We start from the raw sequence: 18902 nt of genomic DNA on the forward strand, positions 1-18902 counted from the left end.
AGGAGATCACCCATGACCCTGTTCGGCCTCGTCCGCCACGGGCAGACGGACTACAACCTGCGCGATCTGTTCCAGGGATCCTCCGACATCCCGCTGAACGCGACAGGCATCGAGCAGGCGCATCGGGCGCTCGACGAGCTTCCGCCGGTGGCCTGGGACGTCGTGGTCTCCTCCCCGCTGCAGAGGGCGGAGCAGACGGCCCGGATCATCGCCGAGGACCATGGCATCCCCTTCGGCGGCACGGACCGTCGGCTGGTGGAGATCGACTGGGGCGCTGCGGAGGGGCAGCCCAGCGCGGAGATGGAGGCCCGGTACCCGGACCGCTCGTTCCCGGGGCGGGAGGACCACCAGGCCGTCGCGGATCGCGGCTACGACGCGCTCGAGGACCTGGAGACCCGGTACCCGGGGCAGCGCGTGCTCGTCGTCGCGCACGGCACGCTCATCCGCTTCCTGCTCTCCGGTGTGATCGAGGCGCCGCTGCCCTCGATCCCCAACGCGACCCTCTCGCTGGTGGAGCTGGAGGGCACGACCTGGCAGGTGCGGATGATCGCGGGTCAGGAGGTCCACAGCACGGTCCGTGTCGCCTCCCGCGAGCAGAATCCGCGGTTCGTGCTCGAGAAGTCCCATCTCGCTCCCGATGCGCTCGCCTCGCTCGTGCCCGGCAGCGCCGCCGGCGACGCGGAGGAGGGCCGATGAGCCCGCGCACGGCCGTCGGCGCCGAGGGCGCCTGGTTCGAGCCGGACAAGATGGCGCAGCTGCGCCGCGAGCTTCCGATCCCCTATCTCGACGTGGTGCCGGTGCGCACGGACGTCGACGGCTCGGTCAGCCAGGTGGGGCTGATCCTGCGTGCATCCGGCACGGGTCGGATCGTCCGCACCATCGTCTCGGGCAGGATCCTGATCCATGAGACGATCCGTGAGGCGATCATCCGCCATGTCGACAAGGATCTGGGGCCGATGGCGCTGCCGCGCGTGCCCGTCTCCCCCGTCCCCTTCACGGTCGCGGAGTACTTCCCCACCCCCGGCCAGTCGCCGTTCACCGACCCGCGCCAGCACGCGATCTCGCTGGCCTACCTGGTGCCGGTCGACGGGGAGACGGCCCCGCAGGAGGACGCCCTCGAGCTGAACTGGTACGACTTCGGCGAGCTCCTCGACTCGCAGATCCTCGACGAGCTCGAGGGCGGGCACGACATCATCGTGCGGCGCGCCCTCGCGCACGCGGGAGTGATCTGAGGGTCGCCCCTCAGCCCAGCAGGTCCCCGATCCGTCCGGCGAGCTGCCGCAGCGCCTTCCCGCGATGGGAGATGGCGTCCTTCGCCTCCGGGGACAGCTCCCCCGCGCTGAGCGCCTGGCCGGCGGGCTGGTCATCGGGCACGAACAGCGGGTCGTAGCCGAAGCCGCCGGCGCCGTGCCGCTCCCGCAGGACGAGGCCGGGCATCTCGCCGCGGCACACGAGCTCGCGGCCGTCCGGGTGCACGGCGACCGCCGCGCACACGAAGCGGGCGGCGCGATGCTCGTCGGGGACGTCGGACAGCTGCGCGAGCAGCAGATCGTTGTTGGCCTCGTCGTCGCCGTGGCGACCTGACCAGCGGGCGGAGAAGATCCCCGGGCTGCCGCCGAGGACGTCGACGGCGATCCCGGAGTCATCGGCGATCGCGACGAGGCCCGTCGCGGCGGCGACGGAGCGGGCCTTCTTCAGGGCGTTGCCCTCGAAGGTGACCGCGTCCTCGACCACATCGGGCAGGCCGAGGCCCGCAGCGGAGACGATCTGCTCCTCCTCGAGCCCCTCGACCTCAGGGGCGAGGATGCGCTGCAGCTCGACGAGCTTCTTGCGGTTGTGGGAGGCGAGGACGATCCGCGCCCCGGCGGGCAGGGAGACGGGGCCCTCGCTCACGCGAGCTCCCCGAGCGCCTCGCGCTGGATCTGCGCGAGGCGGGCGCAGCCGCTCTCGGCGAGGTCCAGCAGGCCGGTCAGCTCGGCCCGCGAGAAGGGCGCTCCCTCCGCGGTGCCCTGCACCTCGACGAGGCCGCCGGTTCCGGTGACGACGACGTTCATGTCGGTGTCCGCGGCGACGTCCTCGCGGTACTCGAGGTCCAGCAGCGGCCTGCCCTCGAGGATGCCGACGCTGATCGCGGAGACGGAGTCCGTCAGGACCTGCGCGGTGGCAGGCAGCGAGGTGTGGCGCCGGCCCCAGGCGACCGCCTCCGCGAGGGCGACGTAGGCGCCGGTGATCGCGGCGGTGCGGGTGCCGCCGTCGGCCTGGAGCACGTCGCAGTCCAGCTGGATCGTGTTCTCGCCGAGGGCGTCGAGGTCGATCACGGCGCGCAGCGAACGGCCGATGAGGCGGGAGATCTCGTGGGTGCGCCCGCCGATCTTCCCCTTGACGCTCTCGCGCGGGGACCGGGAGTCGGTGGCTCGCGGCAGCATCGCGTACTCGGCGGTGACCCAGCCGGAGCCGGAGCCCTTCTTCCAGCGCGGCACGCCCTCGGTGAAGGAGGCAGCGCACAGCACGCGGGTGCGGCCGAACTCCACGAGCGCGCTGCCCTCGGCGTGGTCGAGCCAGCCGCGGGTGATCCTCACCTCGCGCAGCTGATCGGGGGTGCGTCCGTCGACGCGATCGCCGGCGGCCTGCGAGGTGGTGGTGCTCATCGGGTGCCTCTCAACTGTTCTGCTGCAGCGCGGGATGCGCGGCAGCCTCGAGGATAGCCATCGGCGCGGCCAGCTCGAGCGGCCCGTCGTAGGCGCTGCGGGCCTCGGCCAGCGGGATCGCCGGATCGGTCCAGGCCGGGATGTGGGTCAGCACGAGGCGTCGCACCCCGACGCGGGCTGCGGTCCGACCGGCCCGCAGGCCGGTGAGGTGCACCCCCGAGAAGTGGTCGTCGCGCCCCTCGATGTATCCGGCCTCGCACAGGAAGAGGTCTGCGTCGGCGGCGAGCTCGTCGAGGTTCGGGCACACGTCGGAGTCGCCGGAGTAGGCGAGCACCTCGCCCTCGGCCTCGATGCGCAGTCCGTAGGCCTCGACCGGGTGCTCGACGAGGCGCGGGAGGAAGCTCATCGGGCCGATGCGGAACGCGACCCCGTCGCGGAGCGCCGTGTGCGAGAAGGGCACGGATCCGGCGCCGTCGGGCACGTCGCAGTCGCGTCCCATGATCGCGCGCAGCCGCTCCGGCAGCTCCGCCGGGGCGTGGACGGGAAGCTGGGGCAGGTCACGGCGCGCGTTGTAGGCCCAGAACACCTCGAGGCCCGTCAGGTCCAGGTAGTGGTCGGCGTGCAGGTGGGAGATCACCACCGCGTCCAGCAGGGCCGGGTCCATCACCTGCTGGAGAGGGCCGAAGGCACCGCTGCCGAGATCCACGAGCACCCGCCAGGTGCGCCCGGCGGCGTCCTCGTGCTCGATCAGGTAGCTCGAGGCGGCGCCGGTGGGGGCGGCGAAGCTGCCGGCGCAGCCGATCACGGTCGCTCTCATGGGGACACCGCCGGGAGCGTGCCGGTCATGGGCACGGCCGGCCCGAGGAAGCGACGCGAGAGCGTCGAGAAGCTCGAGGAGCCGCCGCCGGTGCCGGTCTCGGTGAACACGTGCCGCGGCGGCACCAGGTCGGTGCGTTCGAGACCCTGCTGGCGCAGCTGCCGGTACACGTCCAGGGCGGTCTCCTCCGCGGAGGAGACGAGGGTGACGTCTGGGCCCATGACGTAGCTGATGGGTCCCGTGAGCATCGGGTAGTGGGTGCAGCCCAGCACGAGCGTGTCCACGCCCGCCTCGCGCACCGGGGCGAGGTAGGCCTCGGCGATCTCGACGATGTCGTCCCCGCCGACCTCCCCGCGCTCGACGAACTCGACGAACCGCGGGCAGGCGACGGAGGTCAGCGTCAGGTCCGGGGCGGCGGCGAAGGCGTCCTCGTAGGCGCGCGAGCCGATGGTCGCCTGGGTGCCGATCACGCCGATGCGGCGGTTGCGGGTCGCGGCGACGGCGCGCCGCACCGCCGGCTGGATCACCTCGACGACGGGCACGTCGTAGCGCTCACGGGCGTCCCGGAGGACGGCGGAGGAGGCGGTGTTGCAGGCGATCACCAGCATCTTCACCCCCCGGTCGACCAGGGTGTCCATGATGTCGAGGGCGAGGGAGCGCACCTGGGCGATGGGGCGCGGCCCATAGGGCGTGTGCGCGGTATCGCCGATGTAGACGAGCTCCTCGCGGGGCATCTGGTCGAGAACGGCTCGCGCGACGGTCAGGCCGCCGACGCCGGAGTCGAAGATGCCGATAGGCGCGTTGTTCATCCGAGCCAGGCTATGCACAGCGCCGCCGGTCAGCAGTGACGGCGCGCTCACTGCGGGAGACATCACATGCCCGGGCCGGCGGTCCGCCCTTCAGAGGCAGCGGATGAGGGACTCCTGCAGCCAGCTGAGCAGCTCGTAGATCGCGATCATCACGTCGCCGCCGGCCGTCTCCGAGGACTCGTCCTCGAGCACGGCCTCCGGCACCCGCTCGGCGATCTGCTGGAGCATGCGGACGGTCTCGAAGTCGCCGTCGCGCTGGACGCCCAGCCGGTCCGCGATCACGATCCGCAGGGTCGTCAGGGCCCGCAGCCAGCTCATGGCCTGCTCGGGGTCGAGCTCGATCTCCGTCGTGCCCGGGCCGGTGGAATCGATCGAGTCCTCGAACACCGCGAGGTCCTCGAGCTTCGCGGAGACGAGGTCCTGCTGTCCGAAGCGGCGGAACTCCGCGGCGAGGTCCTCCTGCTCCGAGGCGGCGGGGAACAGGCGGCGGATCGCGGGATCGGTGGGCTCCTGCGCCTCGAGGGAGGCGAACTCCGCCTCGAGCCGTTCGAGGGGGTCCTCGGAGCGGGAGGCCTCCCGCACCTGCACGGAGTCCTCGCGGATCCCCAGATCCAGCCGGATCAGATCCGCGACCTCCTGCGCGACCTGCGCGATCACGGCCTTCTCCTCGCCTTCCAACCGGCAGGCGATCCTGCCCTCCGGGCGTTCGCGGAACGCATGGGCCATCAGTCCCGGTCCTCCTGCTCCATCGTAGCCTGCAGTCCGTAGCCGTGCATGGCGTGGACGTCGTTCTCGACCCGTTCGCGCGAGCCGCTCGAGACGACGGCACGGCCTTCGTCATGGATCTGCCGCATGAGCTTCTCCGCGTGCGCGTGGGAGTAGCCGAAGTGGCGCTGCAGGACGAAGACGACGTAGCTCATGAGGTTGATCGGGTCGTTCCAGACCACGGTGTGCCAGGGTCGCTGGGCTCGGGAGAGCTCGCGCACCTCGAGGCCCCGCGCGTGTGAGGGATCGGCTCCGGGCTGCGTCCCGGATGCCGTGGGCTCCGACCTGATCTGCTCCATCCGGCGCCTGCTCCCTCCGATCGATCCGGCCGCGCGGCCGAGGACCACCCGATTCTACGGGCGCGGGCCCGCGCCCGGCATGGACGCGGCACCCGATTGTGGACACCGCAGGGGTGAGGAGGGAGAAGCAGAGCGCAGGGGGCGGGATGGGCGGGCGCGGCGGAGCGGGAGAGCGCGGGGCCTCCGCACCCAGTACCGTTGTCCCGTGTCCACCTCTCTGATGACGGATCTCTACGAGCTGACCATGCTGCGCGCCGCACGCGAGGCCGGGGTCGCCGATCGGCGCAGCGTGTTCGAGGTCTTCGTGCGATCCCTTCCCGCGGGTCGTCGCTACGGCGTGCTCGCCGGCACCGGACGCGTCCTCGACGCGATCGCGGACTTCCGCTTCGGCGAGGCGGAGATCGCGCATCTGCGCGCGCTGGGGGTGCTGGATCCGGACACTCTCGACTTCCTCTCCGGCTACCGCTTCTCCGGGACGATCCTCGGCTACGAGGAGGGCGACCTCTTCTTCCCCACCTCCCCGGTTCTGCGCGTGGAGGGCACCTTCGCGGAGGCCGTCCTGCTGGAGACCGTGATCCTGTCGATCATCAACCACGACAGCTCCGTCGCCTCGGTGGGGTCGCGCATGGTGACCTCCGCCCGTGGTCGCCCCTGCATCGAGATGGGCGGGCGGCGCGTGCACGAGGAGGCGGCCGTCGCCGCGGCCCGTGCGGCGGCGATCGTCGGCTTCGCCGCGACCTCGAACCTCGCCGCGTCCCAGCGCTACGGCGTGCCCGCGGCGGGAACGGCCGCCCACGCCTTCACCCTTCTGTTCGACGAGGAGCGGGAGGCCTTCGCCGCGCAGATCGCCGCCCAGGGTCCGGGCACGACCCTGCTCGTGGACACGTACGACGTCGAGGCGGCGGTGCGGACGGGCGTGGAGCTCGCCGGGCCTCACCTGGGCGCGGTCCGTCTGGACTCCGGCGACCTGGTCGCCCAGTCGCGGCTCGTGCGGGGCCTGCTCGACGAGCTCGGCGCAGCGTCCACGAAGATCACGGCCACGAGCGATCTGGACGAGCACCGGCTCGAGGAGCTGGCCTCGTCTCCGATCGACTCCTTCGGCATCGGCACCCGGCTCGTCACCGGCGGAGGGCACCCCGCACCCGGTTTCGTGTACAAGCTGGTGGAGAGGGAGGGCGCCGACGGCCTCATGCATCCCGTCGGCAAGCGCTCGGAGAACAAGTCCACCCTCGGCGGGGCGAAGCGCGCCTTCCGTCTGGGCGCCGCGGGTACGGCGCGCGCCGAGCTGGTCCTGCCCTCTGCCGCGGAGATCTACGAGTTCGAGCGGGAGCTGATGGACGAGCTGGATCGACGGGAGGCCTCGCCCCTGTGGACGGAGGCGACCGTGCGCGAGCTGCAGGTGCCGCTCGTCGTGGACGGCGTGAGGGTGGACCGCCGCTCCCCTGCCGAGCAGGTCGCCCATGCTCGGGCCCGTCATGCGGCGTCCCTCGCGGAGCTGGGGCTGGACGCCGATGCGGGGCCCGATGGCGAGGTGGCGATCCCGACGATCACCGACGGCCGTCTCGCCGCCGCGGTCCTCGACTGATCGGCTCCGCTCCGGCCGGAGGGAGAGCGAGGCACGAGCGCTCCCGCAGGGCGGTGCGGTGCCGATCAGTCACCCCGCCCCGCTGATCGGCTCCGCTCCAACCGGGGCCCCACGATCGTCGCGGGTTCCCAGTCTCACCGGGGTCGCGGGGCCGGTCGGCACAGTGCGAGTACCGGTCGAGTCGCCGCGAGTGCCGGACGGCGAGCCGGATCTCGTGGGGAGCCGGCTCATGGGTCGGCGCGCGATCCGATCAGGGCCGTCCGACGAACCATCCGCGGACCGTGTCGATGCGCGTCTGGATCTGCTCGGCGCTCGCCTGCGCGACGGCAGGGCCGCCCGATCGGGCACGGAGCTTCGCGTGCACCTGGCCGTGGGGGACGCCCGAGCGTCGGGACCAGGCGCCCACCAGCGTCGACAGCTCCTTGCGCAGGTCCATGAGCCTGCGATGGTCCACGACGGAGGGCAGCTCGCGCGGAGTCGTGCCGGAGCCGCCGCCGCGGCGGGCCTGCTGATCGGCCTGGCGCTGCTGCAGGACCGTCCGCATCTGGTCCGCGTCCAGGAGGCCGGGGATGCCCAGGAACTCCTGCTCGTCCTCGCTGCCGATCACTCCCCCGGCGCCGTACTCGCCGCCGTCGAAGAGGACCCGGTCGAAGGAGGCCTCGGACTCGAGAGCCTCGAAGGAGAACTCGAGCTGGTCCTCGGAGGCGCGGTCCTCGCGGTTGGCCTCCGCCAGGAGGCTGTCGTCCAGCCCGGTCTCCTCGCTGCCCGTGTCCGGGCGCAGATCCAGGACATGATCGCGCTGGGCTTCCATCTCGCTGGCGAGGGCGAGGAGCACGGGGACGCTGGGGAGGAACACGCTCGCCGTCTCGCCGCGGGTCCGCGAGCGCACGAAGCGGCCCACCGCCTGGGCGAAGAACATCGGCGTCGCGGTCGAGGTCGCATACACGCCGACCGCCAGGCGCGGCACGTCCACGCCCTCGGACACCATGCGGACGGCGACCATCCAGCGGTCCCTGCTCTGGGAGAACTCCTCGATGCGCGCCCCCGCCCCCGCATCGTCGGACAGGACCACGGTCGTGGACTGTCCGGTGAGCTCCTGCAGGGTGGCCGCGTAGGCGCGCGCGGCCTTCTGGTCCGTCGCGATGACGAGGCCCCCGGCGTCGGGGACATGGCGGCGCACCTCCGACAGGCGCCGGTCCGCCGCCGCGAGCACCGACTGGATCCACTCGCCCGCAGGATCCAGCGCCGTCCGCCAGGCCTGCTGGGTGATGTCCTTGGTCTCGAGGGCTCCCAGCTGCGCGGAGACCTCGTCGCCGGTCTTCGTGCGCCAGTGCATGCGCCCCGAGTAGGTCATGAACAGCACCGGGCGCACGACATGGTCGCGCAGCGCCTCGCTGTAGCCGTAGGTGTAGTCCGCCTTCGAGCGCGCGAATCCCTCCGCATCCTGCTCATAGGTGACGAAGGGGATCTGCGAGTCATCGGAGCGGAACGGGGTGCCGGTCAGCGCCAGGCGCCGACGGGCGGGCTCGAAGGCCTCGCGGACGCCGTCGCCCCAGGTGAGGGCGTCGCCGGCGTGGTGGATCTCGTCGAGGATGACGAGGGTCGGCTCCGCCTCCGTGCGCGCCCGGTGCAGACCGGGATTCATGCCGACCTGCGCGTAGGTGATCGCCACGCCCTGGTAGCCCGCGCCGTGGCGGCCCTGCGCGTTGGTGAAGTTGGGGTCCAGGGAGATGCCCACGCGGGCCGCGGAGTCCGCCCACTGGGACTTGAGATGCTCGGTCGGAGCGACGACGGTGACGCGGCGCACCGTGCCCTCGCGCAGGAGCGCGGCGGCGATCTGCAGGGCGAAGGTCGTCTTGCCCGCGCCCGGGGTCGCGACGGCGAGGAAGTCGCGAGGAGCGGTGCGCTGGTACAGGTCCAGGGCTTCGGCCTGCCAGGCGCGCAGCTTCGTGGCGGTGCCCCAGGCGGCACGGTTCGGGTAGGCGGGAGACAGGGACTGCGCGGCCGCGGTGGAGGGGCGGCGCGGGTCCTGGAGGGCGGAGGCGAGAGTCGGCTGGTTGTTCACGGCGTGCCCCACAGTACCGCCGCGGGCGGACGCGCGAGCGTTCGCGCGTCCGCCCGTCCGGATGCGGAACTGTGAGGATTCTGGCGCTGCTGCGCGTTCAGCGGCGACCGCCGAACAGGCCGCGGAAGCCGCCCCCGGAGCCCCTGCCCCCTCCGGAGCCGTCGCCGCCGTCGCCGGGCTCGCGGATCCCGTCGTAGATCTCCTTGCACTGCGGGCAGACGGGGTACTTCTTGGGATCGCGCCCGGGCACCCACACCTTGCCGCACAGGGCGATCACGGGCGTGCCCTCCAGGGCGGCCTTGGTGATGCGGTCCTTGCGCACGTAGTGGGCGAACCGGTCGTGGTCGCCGTCGTCGGTGGTCGCCTCCTTCTCGGCGACCTGACGGTCCAGGACCGCCGTGGAGCCGGGAGCGGCTCCAGGGTCGGCGCGGTACGGGTCGAGACGATCGGGGTCGGAGGCCTGGGCCATGCGGGGCTCCTCGGGTCGGGGTCGGGAGTGTCCGGGTTCCGGACCGATATCCCGAGCTTAGCCCCCGGGGCTCCGTACGATCAGGGGATGCGTCCGCTCGTGACCCCCGCCCGTCTGCTGGTGCTCGGCCTCGCCGTGGTCCTGAACATCGGCTTCTACCTGCCCTCGGTGCCGAAGCCGCCCGGCGGCGGCTCCTGGATGCCGAACCTGGACAAGATCGTGCACATCCTCGTCTTCGCGCTGACCGTCTGGGCGCTCGGACGGATCCTCGCGCCCCGGCGCCGCTTCCCGATCGGCTGGGTCGTCGTCGGGGCGATCGGGCATGCCGCGCTGATCGAGATCGTGCAGGGGCTCGCCTTCGACGAGCGCAGCATGTCCGCGGACGACGTGCTCGCCGATGTGCTCGGCATCGGCCTGGGGGTGCTGGCCTGGTGGGTCGAACGGCGGCGTCTGCTCCTGCGGGAGCCGCGCGGGGTCGCAGCGGACGAGGAGACCCGATGAGCCCCGCCGATCACGTCCGGCTCACGGAGATCGTCACGGCCCTCACGCATGCCGCCGCAGAGGCCCTCGCAGCGGGTGACGCGGCCGGGCCGGCCCCGCTCGAGGGCGCCGTCGCCGCTGCGGCGGCGATCGACCGGCCGGGCGGCGGAGCGATCGCGACCGGCGGGAGCCTCGGCCTGATCGGACGGGAGAACGCGCCATCGGCTCAGGAGCCTCCGGCCCCGGCCCCCGTCACCGAGGACACCCTGTTCGACATGGCCTCGGTGACCAAGGTCGTCACCGCACTCACGGCGGCGGTCCTCCTCGAGGACGGGGTGCTCGATCCCGAGGAGCCGGTCGCCGCCCATATGGACTCCCCCGATCCGCGGATCACGCCGCGCCATCTGCTCACGCACACGGCCGGTCTGCCCGCCACCCTCCCCCTGTGGAGGGTCCCGGGCAGCCGCGAGGATCGGATCGCCGCGGCCACCGGATGCCGACTCGAGTCCGAGCCCGGGACCGCGTTCACCTACTCCTGCATCGGCTTCATCCTGCTGGGCGAGCTCCTCGAGACGCTCACCGGCGCTCCTCTGCCGGATCTCGCACGCTCCCTGGTCCTGGACCCCGCCGGCGCGAGCACCGCCCGCTGGGGAGCGGAGCCCTTCGCCGCGACGCTGTCCCCGGCGCTCGCGGAGCGGGCCGCCTGCACCGAGATCCAGGACGACCCTCCCCGCGGCCTCGTCCAGGGCGCGACCCACGACGAGACGGCCTGGTCGCTCGGCCGCGCCGGGAACGCGGGGCTGTTCGCCTCCCTCGCCGATGCGCTCGCGATCGGACGCGTCCTCGCCGGGCGCTGCCCCGCGCTGCCGCTCCCGCCCGCGGTCCGGAGCCTGCTGATCACCGATCAGCTGCCGCCCGCGGTCCGCACGGGCGGGCGCTGGCGGCAGAGCCTCGGCCTGCGGATCGGACACGAGACCGAGACGGGGCTCGCGCAGCAGGTCGTGTGGCATTCGGGGTTCACGGGCACGATGATCCAGGCGGATCCGCGCGGCGGCACGGTCGCGGTGCTGCTGACCAATCGGGTGCACCCGCATCGGAGCCTCTTCACGCTCGAGGCGGCGCGCCGCGGCCTCGCCTCGGCGGCCTTCGGCTCCGGGGAGGCCGCGCAGCGCTGAGGCCTCCCCGGAGCCGTGCCCGGCGGCGATACCTCAGTGCAGACGGGAGGCCGGGTCCGGGGCGGCCGCGAGCAGCCGCTGCGTGTACTCGTGCCGCGGATCGTCGATCACCTGCGCACTCGAACCGCGCTCCACGACGGAGCCCTCGTGCATGACGAGCACCTCGTCGCTGTAGCGGCGGGCGCTGCCCAGGTCGTGCGTGATGTAGAGGACGGCGAGGTCCTCGTCGCGCCGCAGGGAGTCGATGAGGTCGAGCATCTCCTTGCGGATGGTGACGTCGAGCATCGACACGGGCTCGTCGGCGATGAGCACCTTCGGGGAGGCGGCGAGCGCCCGGGCGAACGAGACGCGCTGGCGCTCCCCGCCCGAGAGCTCGTGGGGGAACCTGTCGAGGTAGCGCTCGCCCGGATGCAGGCCCACGCGCGCGAGCAGCTCACGTGACCGATCCCGCACCTGATCGGCCTCGCGCACGCCCTGGTGCAGGCGCACGGCGCGGCCCAGGGTGTAGCTGATGCGGCGCAGCGGGTTCAGCGAGGCGAAGGGGTCCTGGAGGGTGAGCTGCACGTCCCCGACATAGGCGCGGTGCGCGGCATGCCCCGATCCGGCGACCTCCCGGCCGTCCAGGAGGATGCTGCCCGCCGTCGCCGGGATGAGCCGGGCGAGCATCCGGCCGAGCGTCGATTTCCCGGAGCCGCTCTGCCCGACCAGCGCCGTGACCCGGCCCCGCGCCAGACTCAGGGACACGTCGTCGACGGCGCGCATCCGCGCGGGCCCGCGCAGGAGACCCCGGCGGGGCCCCGCCGGATACTCCTTGATCAGTCCCCGCCCCTCGAGGACGATCCGGGGCTCCCCCGCAGGATCGGTGGTCCGGACGTCGACGGTCATGCGAGGCTCCCCAGGTCGGCCAGCGAGGACAGCAGCTCCCGCGTGTACGGGTGCTGCGGGCTGCGGTACACGTCCACGGCCGGCCCGTACTCGACGAGCCGTCCGCGGCGCATCACCGCGATGGAATCAGAGATCTCCAGCAGGAGGGCGAGATCGTGGGTCGTGAACACGATCGCGAAGCCGTACTGCTCGCGCAGGGACACGATCTGGTCGAGCACGTCCCGCTGGACCAGCAGGTCCAGGGCCGTGGTCGGCTCGTCCATGAAGATCACATCGGGCTCGAGGACCAGGGCGATCGCGATCGCGACCCGCTGCTTCATCCCTCCGGAGAGCTCGTGCGGGTAGGCGTCGATCCGGTCGGGGTCGATGCCCACCCGCTCCAGATGCTCGCGGGCGACGTCGCGACGCTCCGCGGCCGGCATCTGCGGACGGTGCACGCGGATCACGTCGTCGAACTGCGCGTGGATCGAGGTGACGGGGTTGAGGGCGTTCATCGCGCTCTGGAACACGATCGCGATCTCGTTCCAGCGCAGGGCTCGCAGCTCCCGGTCCTCCAGATGCAGCAGGTCGGTGCCCGCCCCGTCCCGGTCGCGGTAGGTGATGCTGCCCGAGGAGACCCGCGCCGGGTCCCGCAGCAGGCGCGTGATCGCGTTGGTGAGCGTCGACTTCCCGGAGCCGGACTCCCCGGCGAGACCCAGGATCTCCCCGCGACGCAGGTCGAGGGAGACGTCCTGCACGGCATGCACGGTGCCGTGGGAGGTCGGATACTCGACGTGGAGGCCGGACACCTCGATGACCGGGTCGCCCGGCACGGGGCTCTGCCGCAGGCACGGCGCGGCGTCGGCGGAGTCCTCGGCAGGATCCTCGACCGGAACCGGGACGCTCTGCCCGGCGGGCTCCGCGAGGGCGCGCGCCCCGGGGCGGACCCGCTCGGCGGACCTCGCGGCGGCACCGGTGCGCAGGCGCGGGTTCGCGAACTCGTCGATCCCGAAGTTGATCAGCGCGAGCCCGGCCCCGATCACGGCGATCGCCAGGCCCGGCGGGATGTACCACCACCAGGCGCCGGCCAGCAGGGCCTGCGAGTTCTGGGCGAAGTACAGCATCGAGCCCCAGCTGGTGGTGGTCAGCGAGCCGAGCCCCAGGAAGGCGAGACCGGCCTCCGCGAGGATCCCGCCGATCACCGAGAACAGGAAGCCGGAGGCGACCAGCGGCAGCATGTTCGGCAGCACCTCGAAGAACATGATCCGCAGCCGGCTCTCCCCGGTCGCACGGGCGGCCTCGACGAACTCGCGGCTGCGCAGCGACAGGGTCTGGGCGCGGATCACCCGCGCGGAGCCGGCCCAGGAGGTGATCGCGATGACCAGGGCGATCGCGACCAGCCCGCGTGAGGGCAGGTACCCGGTGAGCACGATCAGCAGCGGCATGCCGGGCAGCACCAGGAAGACCGCGGTGAGGATGTACAGCAGGTCGTCGGCGGCGCCGCGCAGGTAGCCGCCGATCAGGCCGATCGCGACGGACACCGCCTGCGAGACGACCCCGGCCACGAGCCCCACCAGCAGAGACACGCGCGCGCCGTGCATGAACTGGGAGAAGACGTCCTGGCCGGTCTGGGTCGTGCCCAGCCAGTGCCGCGCCGAGGGCGGCTCGAGCATGTCGAAGGACGTCTGGTTCGGGTCGAAGCGCGCGATCATCGGCCCGACCAGGGCCAGCAGCACGAACACGGCGACGATGACGAGCCCGGCGCGGACCTTGCCGCTGCGCGGGATGAGGAGCGATGGCGTCATGATCAGGCCCCCTGCCTGGTACGCGGATCGAGCAGGACGTACGCCGCATCGGCGATCAGGTTCGCGAGGATCACCGCGAGGGAGATCATGAGGAACAGGCCCTGCATGAGCGGGAAGTCCTGCGCGGAGACGGCCTTGAACAGCGTGTATCCGAGCCCGGGATAGTTGAAGATGACCTCCGTGAGCATCGAGCCTCCGACGACGGCGCCGAGCGCGAGGGCGAAGCCCGTGATCGAGGGGAGGATCGCATTGCGGGCCGCATAGGAGAACAGCACCATCCGGCGCGGCAGACCCTTCGCCTCCGCCATCGACACGTAGTCCTCGCCGAGGACCGTCACGGTCATGTTGCGCATCTGCAGCACCCAGCCCGCGAAGGACCCGATGACGATGGTCAGGGCGGGCAGCGCCGCGTGGTAGAGCACGGAGCCGATGAACGGCCCGCTCAGCTCCGGGAACATGGTGCGGTCGTAGGCGCCCGCGTAGGGGAACCAGCCGAGGCCCACGGCGAGGACCAGCACGAGGATGAGCGCCATCCAGAAGTACGGGATGGCGTTGAGGAAGGTCAGGGCGGGCAGCACGTGATCGGACCAGGTGCCGCGGCGCCAGGCCAGGACGACGCCGAGCCCGGTGCCCAGCACGAAGCTGACGACGGTCGCGACGCCGACCAGGATCAGGGTCCAGGGCATGGCGGAGGTGATGATCTCCGAGACCGGGACGGGATAGTTCGACAGGGACACGCCCAGGTCCAGGTGCAGCAGGTCTCGCAGATAGTCGAGGTATTGGACGGGCAGGGGGTCGTCGGTCAGCCCGAACTGCGCGGCGATCGCATCCCGGGCCTCGGGTTCGATGGCTCCCTCCGAGGAGGCGATGAGCACGCGGACAGGGTCCCCGGGCATGAGCCGCGGGATCAGGAAGTTCAGCGTCAGGGCGGCCCAGGCGATGAAGGCGTACAGGCCGAGCTTCTTCAGCAGGTATCTCATGGGATCCTCGGTCTCCTCTCAGGCGCGGGTCAGCCGACGCAGCACCATCACCCGGTCGGCGGTGCCGACGGGGGCGCCGAGCGCATAGGGGTCCTCGGCGCTGGGGTACCCGGTCCAGACCTCGGTGTTGTAGTTGAACCAGTTGGGGGCGATCACGAGGGGGATCGCCGGGAGCTGCTCGACCATGATCCGCTGGAGGGCGTCGAGCGCTTCCTGCTGCTGCGCGGGATCATCGGTCGCGGCGTAGTCCCGCAGCAGACCGTCGGTCTCGTCGTCGTACCAGCGCTGGAAGTTCGCGACCACCGGCTCGTCGCCCTCGGTGCGGTACTCGGAGGAGAGCATCATCCGGTAGAGGTACCAGGGGTTCTGCCCGGCCCCGGCGGAGGCGATGGTGACGTCGAAGCGGCCGCTGTCGCGGTTCTCGAGCCAGTTCTCGAAGGAGATCCCCCGCGGGGTCAGCCGGACGCCGATCCGCTTCAGCTGGGAGCTGAGGATCTGCGACATGGTGACCCAGTCGTTGTAGCCGGAGGGGATGACGACGTCGAAGGCGAGCGGCGTGCCGTCCGGCGCGGTGCGGACCCCGTCCGGTCCCAGCGGGTAGCCGGCGGCGTCGAGCACGGAGGCCGCCTCCTCGAGGTCCACGGAGAACTCGAGGGACCGGTACTCCTCGGCGATGAAGGCCTCATAGGTGGGGCGCGGGAGACCGGTGGGGTGCGGCGGTCCGAAGTAGCCCATGTAGGCGATCTCGGCGATCTCCTTCCGGTCGATCGCGAGGCTGATGCCGCGCCGCAGCTCCCGGTCCTGCCACAGCTCGTGCTCGAGGTTGAACGTCAGGTTCACGACGCCGGCGCCGGGGTACCAGTACCCGCGGCGCTCCGGGTCCTTGTCCACGAAGATCCGGTCGATGTTGGCCACGAAGCCGCCGGACCAGTCCAGCTCCCCGGCCTGCAGCGCCGTGTTCATGGTCTGCGTGGTGAAGGAGGGCCAGGCCAGATGGCGCGGCTCGAACTCCTCGGCGGCCCAGTGGTCCTCGTTGCGCACGAAGGTGTACAGCTGCTCGGAGAAGCGCTCGAGCATGTAGGGGCCGCTCCCGACGGGCTCGGCGATCAGCTCCGAGGAGGGGTCCACGGAGGAGAACAGGTGCTCGGGCAGGATGGGCCTCCCGCAGATGTCGCCCTGCATCGCGAAGCTCGTGGAGCCGAAGGTGAGCCGCACGCGATGGGCGTCGATCGCCTCGGCGTCGACGAGGTCCATGGCCACGGTGTTCGTGGCCGGCACGTCACGGTGCATGAGATACGTGAAGACGACATCGTCCGCGTCGAGGACCTCGCCGTCGGTGAAGCGCGCATCCTCGCGGAGGGTCACCTCCAGCACGGTGCCGTCCTCGTTCCAGGTCGCCTCGGTCGCGAGCCAGGGCTCCGGCTCACCGGGTCTCATCGAGGTGGCCAGCTGCAGGGACTCGTAGATGAGGCCGTTCGCCCCCTGGAGGGGGACCCCGGCGTAGGGGCTGAAGTTGGGCTGGAAGGTGGTGGAGTCGTTGGCGTGGATCCGCAGGGGCGGATCCTCGAGGTCCTGCTGACGCGGGCCGCAGCCGACGAGGGCTGCGGCGGACGCGGCGCCGGCGGTGCCGAGCAGCAGGGCGCGTCTGGTGGGTGATGCGGTCATCGTGGGGGTCCTTCTTCCTGGCGTCCGGGTCGTGCTGCACCATCGGGCGGCGGACCGGCCCGGCACGTGGGATCCCCGGGCTCCGATGCCGGCGGGGGCCTCTCGTCCTCGAGGTCGGTGGTATAGCGGGCGAAGGTGCGCAGCTCGGTGAAGCCGCGGGAGCGGTAGAGGCGTTCGGCAGGGGTTCCTCTGCCGGTCCATTGGAACCAGACGTGGGCGAGCCCCTCCCCCGCCATCGCCTGCAGCGTCGCATCGAGCAGGCGCGCGCCGATGCCGGCTCCCCGTGCAGAGGCCGCGACCCCGAAGGGACCGAACCGGGTCGGATCCGGGAACGCCGGGTCGACGCCGACCAGGCCGTGGCCGGCGAAGCCGACGATCGGGCCGGACCCGGCACGGGCGAGGAGGATGCGATGCAGCGGCCCGCCGCGGTCCGCGTGGGCGCGCAGGACCTCGCCCCAGGCGGGGGCGAGATCGCGGCGCGTCGTGGTGATCAGCTCGTCGAGGTCGGCGGCGGTGCAGCGGTCGATGCGGGCTGCGTCGTGGCCGGTCACGTCGGCCCGGCCGCGGGTGGAGCCGCCCAGGGCCGGGAGATCGTGCAGGGTGCGGTGCATGGCCAGCGCATCGGCGCCGCGGGAGAAGCCGGCGCGGGCCAGGAGGCGCCCGGTGCGCGGATCCGCGGCGAGGTCGATCCCGGGCACGACGTAGGAGCGGGGACGCGCGGCGATCTCGAGCCTCCGCGCTCCCGCGTCGCGGGCCGTCCCGAGTGCGGCCGCGAGCAGCTGCCGGCCGATCCCCCGCCCCCGGTGATCCGGGTCGACCGCAGCGCTGACCAGCCACGCCATGCCGTCCAGGCCCGCTGCCGGCTCCGGCTCCCTCGGCGCGCCCTCGACCTCCACGGCGGGCCGGCTCGTCGTGAGATGTGCGTGGCCGAGGAGCAGGTCTCCCTCCCAGGCGGTGAGGAGGTGCTGCTCCTCGCCCGGTGCCGGGGCGAGCAGCCGCCGCATGTGCTCGGGACCGATCACCGCGGTCCCGGGCCCCCGGGTCAGCGCGGACAGCTGCACGGCCGTCGCGGCCTCCGGGTCGCGGCGCAGCCAGACGGGGCTCATGCCGGGGCCCCGAGAGGCGCCGGGGAGGCGGCGAGGATCTCCTCGAGCTCGGCGTCGTCCTCGATGCCCTCGCGCAGGGCGGAGGAGCCCCACAGCAGATCGATGAAGGGCTCCGCGGCGTCGACGCGCTCTCGCCACAGCGGCCGGTCCGGATGTAGGCGGGCGACGGCGCGGATGATCGCATGCCCGATGTGGAGGGGGTCGAAGGCGGTGAGGTCCGCCGCCGCCTCGCGGGGATCGGCGCGCAGATGGACCTGGGCGCCGTGGACCCGCTCGCCGACGTGCTTGCCATGGGTCGGACGGAAGACGGCCTCGCGCACCAGCACGCCCGGGAGCTCGAGATCACGCAGGGCGGCGGCGAGCTCGGGCCCGCACCACGGGGCGCCGAACAGGGCGAACGGCGCCGTCGTGCCGCGGCCCTCGCTGAGGGTGGTCCCTTCGAGCAGCCCCGTCCCGGGATAGAGGGCGACCGTCTCGAGGCTCGGCATGTTCGGCGAGGGGGCGATCCAGCGGGCGAGGCCGTCGGCCCCGGGGGCGTCGACGACCTGCAGGTCGAGCTCGGCGACCGGCCCCTGCGCGCCCGGGAACCGCCCTGCCGCGACCGCGCGGGCGAAGGTCCCCAGCCGCATCCCGTGGCGCAGGGGGACGGACAGACGGCCGACGAAGCTCGCACAGGCGGGGTCGAGGCCCGGCCCGTGGGCGAGGGCGGGCAGAGGGGCGGGACGGTCCAGGACGGTGACGGCGATGCCGAGACGCGCCGCGGACTCCATCACCTCGAGCATCGACCACATGTAGGTGTAGAAGCGGCACCCCACGTCCTGCAGGTCCACGAGGATGCGGTCGAGCCGGGCCGGGGCCAGAAGACGATCCAGGTCCTCGCCGTGCCGGCCGTAGGAGTCCAGCACCGGCAGACCGGTGGGCGGGTCGACCGTCTCGTCGCCGCCGAGCCCGGCCTGGCCGGTGCCCCAGTAGCCGTGCTCCGGGGAGATCAGGCAGTGCAGCGGGACGCCGGCATCGCGCAGGGCGTCGACGCCGCGTCCGAGCTCCGCGGTGACCGCTGCGTAGTGGGTGAGGAGGCCGATGCGGCCCTCCGGCACGAGATCCGGGGTCCGGACGAGCACGTCCAGGCCGCTGACGACGCTGCCGGTGGGCTGTGATGCAGACGACATGCAACCAGGTTATACAAATCGCGCCGGAGCACGCAGGCAGGCAGGTCGGAGGCGTGTCGCCCCGGATCCGCGTACCGGCGCGCGGCACGGACCTGACCCGGCCGAAGCGGAGCCGATCAGGTGCGTGCTGGATTGGCTGATCGCCACCGCACCGTCCTGCGGGAGCGCTCGTGCCTCGCTCTCCCTCCGGCCGGAGCGGAG

Annotated in this window: 19 protein-coding genes; 5 read left to right on the top strand and 14 right to left on the bottom strand. The window is 72.4% G+C overall.

The features are described 5' to 3' along the window. The first annotated feature begins 12 nt into the window (after nucleotides 1-12). Nucleotides 13-696: a histidine phosphatase family protein gene (locus tag ACFFF6_RS06505; RefSeq protein WP_376979284.1), complete on the top strand. Its 684-nt coding sequence runs from the start codon at nucleotides 13-15 to the stop codon at nucleotides 694-696. Then, nucleotides 693-1232, top strand: a complete 540-nt coding sequence (locus ACFFF6_RS06510; protein WP_376979286.1) for a DUF4916 domain-containing protein — start codon at nucleotides 693-695, stop codon at nucleotides 1230-1232. The genes ACFFF6_RS06505 and ACFFF6_RS06510 overlap by 4 nt, the downstream gene beginning before the upstream one ends. A 10-nt stretch (nucleotides 1233-1242) precedes the next feature. On the opposite strand, the gene ACFFF6_RS06515 is transcribed toward ACFFF6_RS06510, so the two are convergent. The 6 genes from ACFFF6_RS06515 to clpS all read right to left on the bottom strand — a co-directional run bounded on the left by ACFFF6_RS06515 (nucleotide 1243) and on the right by clpS (nucleotide 5338). Beyond that, nucleotides 1243-1893, bottom strand: a complete 651-nt coding sequence (locus tag ACFFF6_RS06515) for a non-canonical purine NTP pyrophosphatase (protein WP_376979288.1) — start codon at nucleotides 1891-1893, stop codon at nucleotides 1243-1245. After that, the gene (gene rph / locus ACFFF6_RS06520; RefSeq protein WP_376979289.1) at nucleotides 1890-2648 is read right to left on the bottom strand and encodes a ribonuclease PH; all 759 of its coding nucleotides are present in this window, start codon (nucleotides 2646-2648) and stop codon (nucleotides 1890-1892) included. Before rph ends, ACFFF6_RS06515 begins: the two co-directional genes overlap by 4 nt. 10 nt (nucleotides 2649-2658) lie before the next feature. Continuing rightward, the gene (locus tag ACFFF6_RS06525; protein WP_376979291.1) at nucleotides 2659-3465 is read right to left on the bottom strand and encodes an MBL fold metallo-hydrolase; all 807 of its coding nucleotides are present in this window, start codon (nucleotides 3463-3465) and stop codon (nucleotides 2659-2661) included. Then, nucleotides 3462-4274, bottom strand: a complete 813-nt coding sequence (gene murI / locus ACFFF6_RS06530) for a glutamate racemase (protein WP_376979292.1) — start codon at nucleotides 4272-4274, stop codon at nucleotides 3462-3464. Before murI ends, ACFFF6_RS06525 begins: the two co-directional genes overlap by 4 nt. A 90-nt stretch (nucleotides 4275-4364) precedes the next feature. Beyond that, the gene (locus ACFFF6_RS06535; RefSeq protein ID WP_376979293.1) at nucleotides 4365-5000 is read right to left on the bottom strand and encodes a DUF2017 domain-containing protein; all 636 of its coding nucleotides are present in this window, start codon (nucleotides 4998-5000) and stop codon (nucleotides 4365-4367) included. Continuing rightward, a complete protein-coding gene (clpS, locus tag ACFFF6_RS06540; protein ID WP_376979295.1) occupies nucleotides 5000-5338 on the bottom strand; it encodes an ATP-dependent Clp protease adapter ClpS in 339 nt (112 codons plus the stop codon). Before clpS ends, ACFFF6_RS06535 begins: the two co-directional genes overlap by 1 nt. Nucleotides 5339-5543: 205 nt before the next feature. On the opposite strand from clpS, the gene ACFFF6_RS06545 reads away from it, so the two are divergent. Next, a complete protein-coding gene (locus ACFFF6_RS06545; protein ID WP_376979297.1) occupies nucleotides 5544-6923 on the top strand; it encodes a nicotinate phosphoribosyltransferase in 1380 nt (459 codons plus the stop codon). A gap of 250 nt (nucleotides 6924-7173) precedes the next feature. Here the strand turns inward: ACFFF6_RS06545 and ACFFF6_RS06550 are convergent, their stop codons facing one another. Together ACFFF6_RS06550 and ACFFF6_RS06555 are read right to left on the bottom strand one after the other, a co-directional pair. Continuing rightward, a complete protein-coding gene (locus ACFFF6_RS06550) occupies nucleotides 7174-8988 on the bottom strand; it encodes a DEAD/DEAH box helicase (protein ID WP_376979299.1) in 1815 nt (604 codons plus the stop codon). Nucleotides 8989-9085: 97 nt separating this feature from the next. Beyond that, entirely contained in the window at nucleotides 9086-9457 is a 372-nt protein-coding gene (locus ACFFF6_RS06555; RefSeq protein WP_376979301.1) for a DUF3039 domain-containing protein, read from the bottom strand. A gap of 87 nt (nucleotides 9458-9544) precedes the next feature. Here ACFFF6_RS06555 and ACFFF6_RS06560 point away from each other — a divergent pair, with 87 nt between their 5' ends. Together ACFFF6_RS06560 and ACFFF6_RS06565 are read left to right on the top strand one after the other, a co-directional pair. Beyond that, nucleotides 9545-9958 (top strand): VanZ family protein, encoded by a 414-nt coding sequence (locus tag ACFFF6_RS06560; RefSeq protein WP_376979303.1) that lies wholly within the window; start codon nucleotides 9545-9547, stop codon nucleotides 9956-9958. Beyond that, entirely contained in the window at nucleotides 9955-11112 is a 1158-nt protein-coding gene (locus ACFFF6_RS06565) for a serine hydrolase domain-containing protein (protein WP_376979305.1), read from the top strand. The genes ACFFF6_RS06560 and ACFFF6_RS06565 overlap by 4 nt, the downstream gene beginning before the upstream one ends. A gap of 33 nt (nucleotides 11113-11145) precedes the next feature. Here ACFFF6_RS06565 and ACFFF6_RS06570 read toward each other — a convergent pair whose 3' ends face one another. From ACFFF6_RS06570 to ACFFF6_RS06595, 6 genes are read right to left on the bottom strand one after another with little or no spacing between them, the layout of a single operon-like run. Next, nucleotides 11146-11997 carry an ABC transporter ATP-binding protein gene (locus tag ACFFF6_RS06570; RefSeq protein WP_376979307.1) on the bottom strand — a complete coding sequence of 284 codons (852 nt, stop codon included), beginning with the start codon at nucleotides 11995-11997 and terminating at the stop codon, nucleotides 11146-11148. Then, entirely contained in the window at nucleotides 11994-13781 is a 1788-nt protein-coding gene (locus ACFFF6_RS06575) for a dipeptide/oligopeptide/nickel ABC transporter permease/ATP-binding protein (RefSeq protein ID WP_376979310.1), read from the bottom strand. Before ACFFF6_RS06575 ends, ACFFF6_RS06570 begins: the two co-directional genes overlap by 4 nt. A gap of 2 nt (nucleotides 13782-13783) precedes the next feature. After that, complete coding sequence (locus ACFFF6_RS06580) at nucleotides 13784-14761, bottom strand: ABC transporter permease (RefSeq protein ID WP_376979312.1); 978 nt, start codon at nucleotides 14759-14761, stop codon at nucleotides 13784-13786. Between the two features lie 18 nt (nucleotides 14762-14779). Beyond that, entirely contained in the window at nucleotides 14780-16426 is a 1647-nt protein-coding gene (locus ACFFF6_RS06585; protein WP_376979314.1) for an ABC transporter substrate-binding protein, read from the bottom strand. Beyond that, nucleotides 16423-17532, bottom strand: a complete 1110-nt coding sequence (locus tag ACFFF6_RS06590) for a GNAT family N-acetyltransferase (RefSeq protein WP_376979316.1) — start codon at nucleotides 17530-17532, stop codon at nucleotides 16423-16425. The genes ACFFF6_RS06585 and ACFFF6_RS06590 overlap by 4 nt, the downstream gene beginning before the upstream one ends. After that, nucleotides 17529-18701 (bottom strand): exo-beta-N-acetylmuramidase NamZ family protein, encoded by a 1173-nt coding sequence (locus tag ACFFF6_RS06595; RefSeq protein ID WP_376979318.1) that lies wholly within the window; start codon nucleotides 18699-18701, stop codon nucleotides 17529-17531. The genes ACFFF6_RS06590 and ACFFF6_RS06595 overlap by 4 nt, the downstream gene beginning before the upstream one ends. Between the last annotated feature and the right edge of the window lie 201 nt (nucleotides 18702-18902).

This window comes from Brachybacterium hainanense (genome assembly GCF_042434575.1).
Classification (GTDB): Bacteria; Actinomycetota; Actinomycetes; order Actinomycetales; family Dermabacteraceae; genus Brachybacterium; species Brachybacterium hainanense.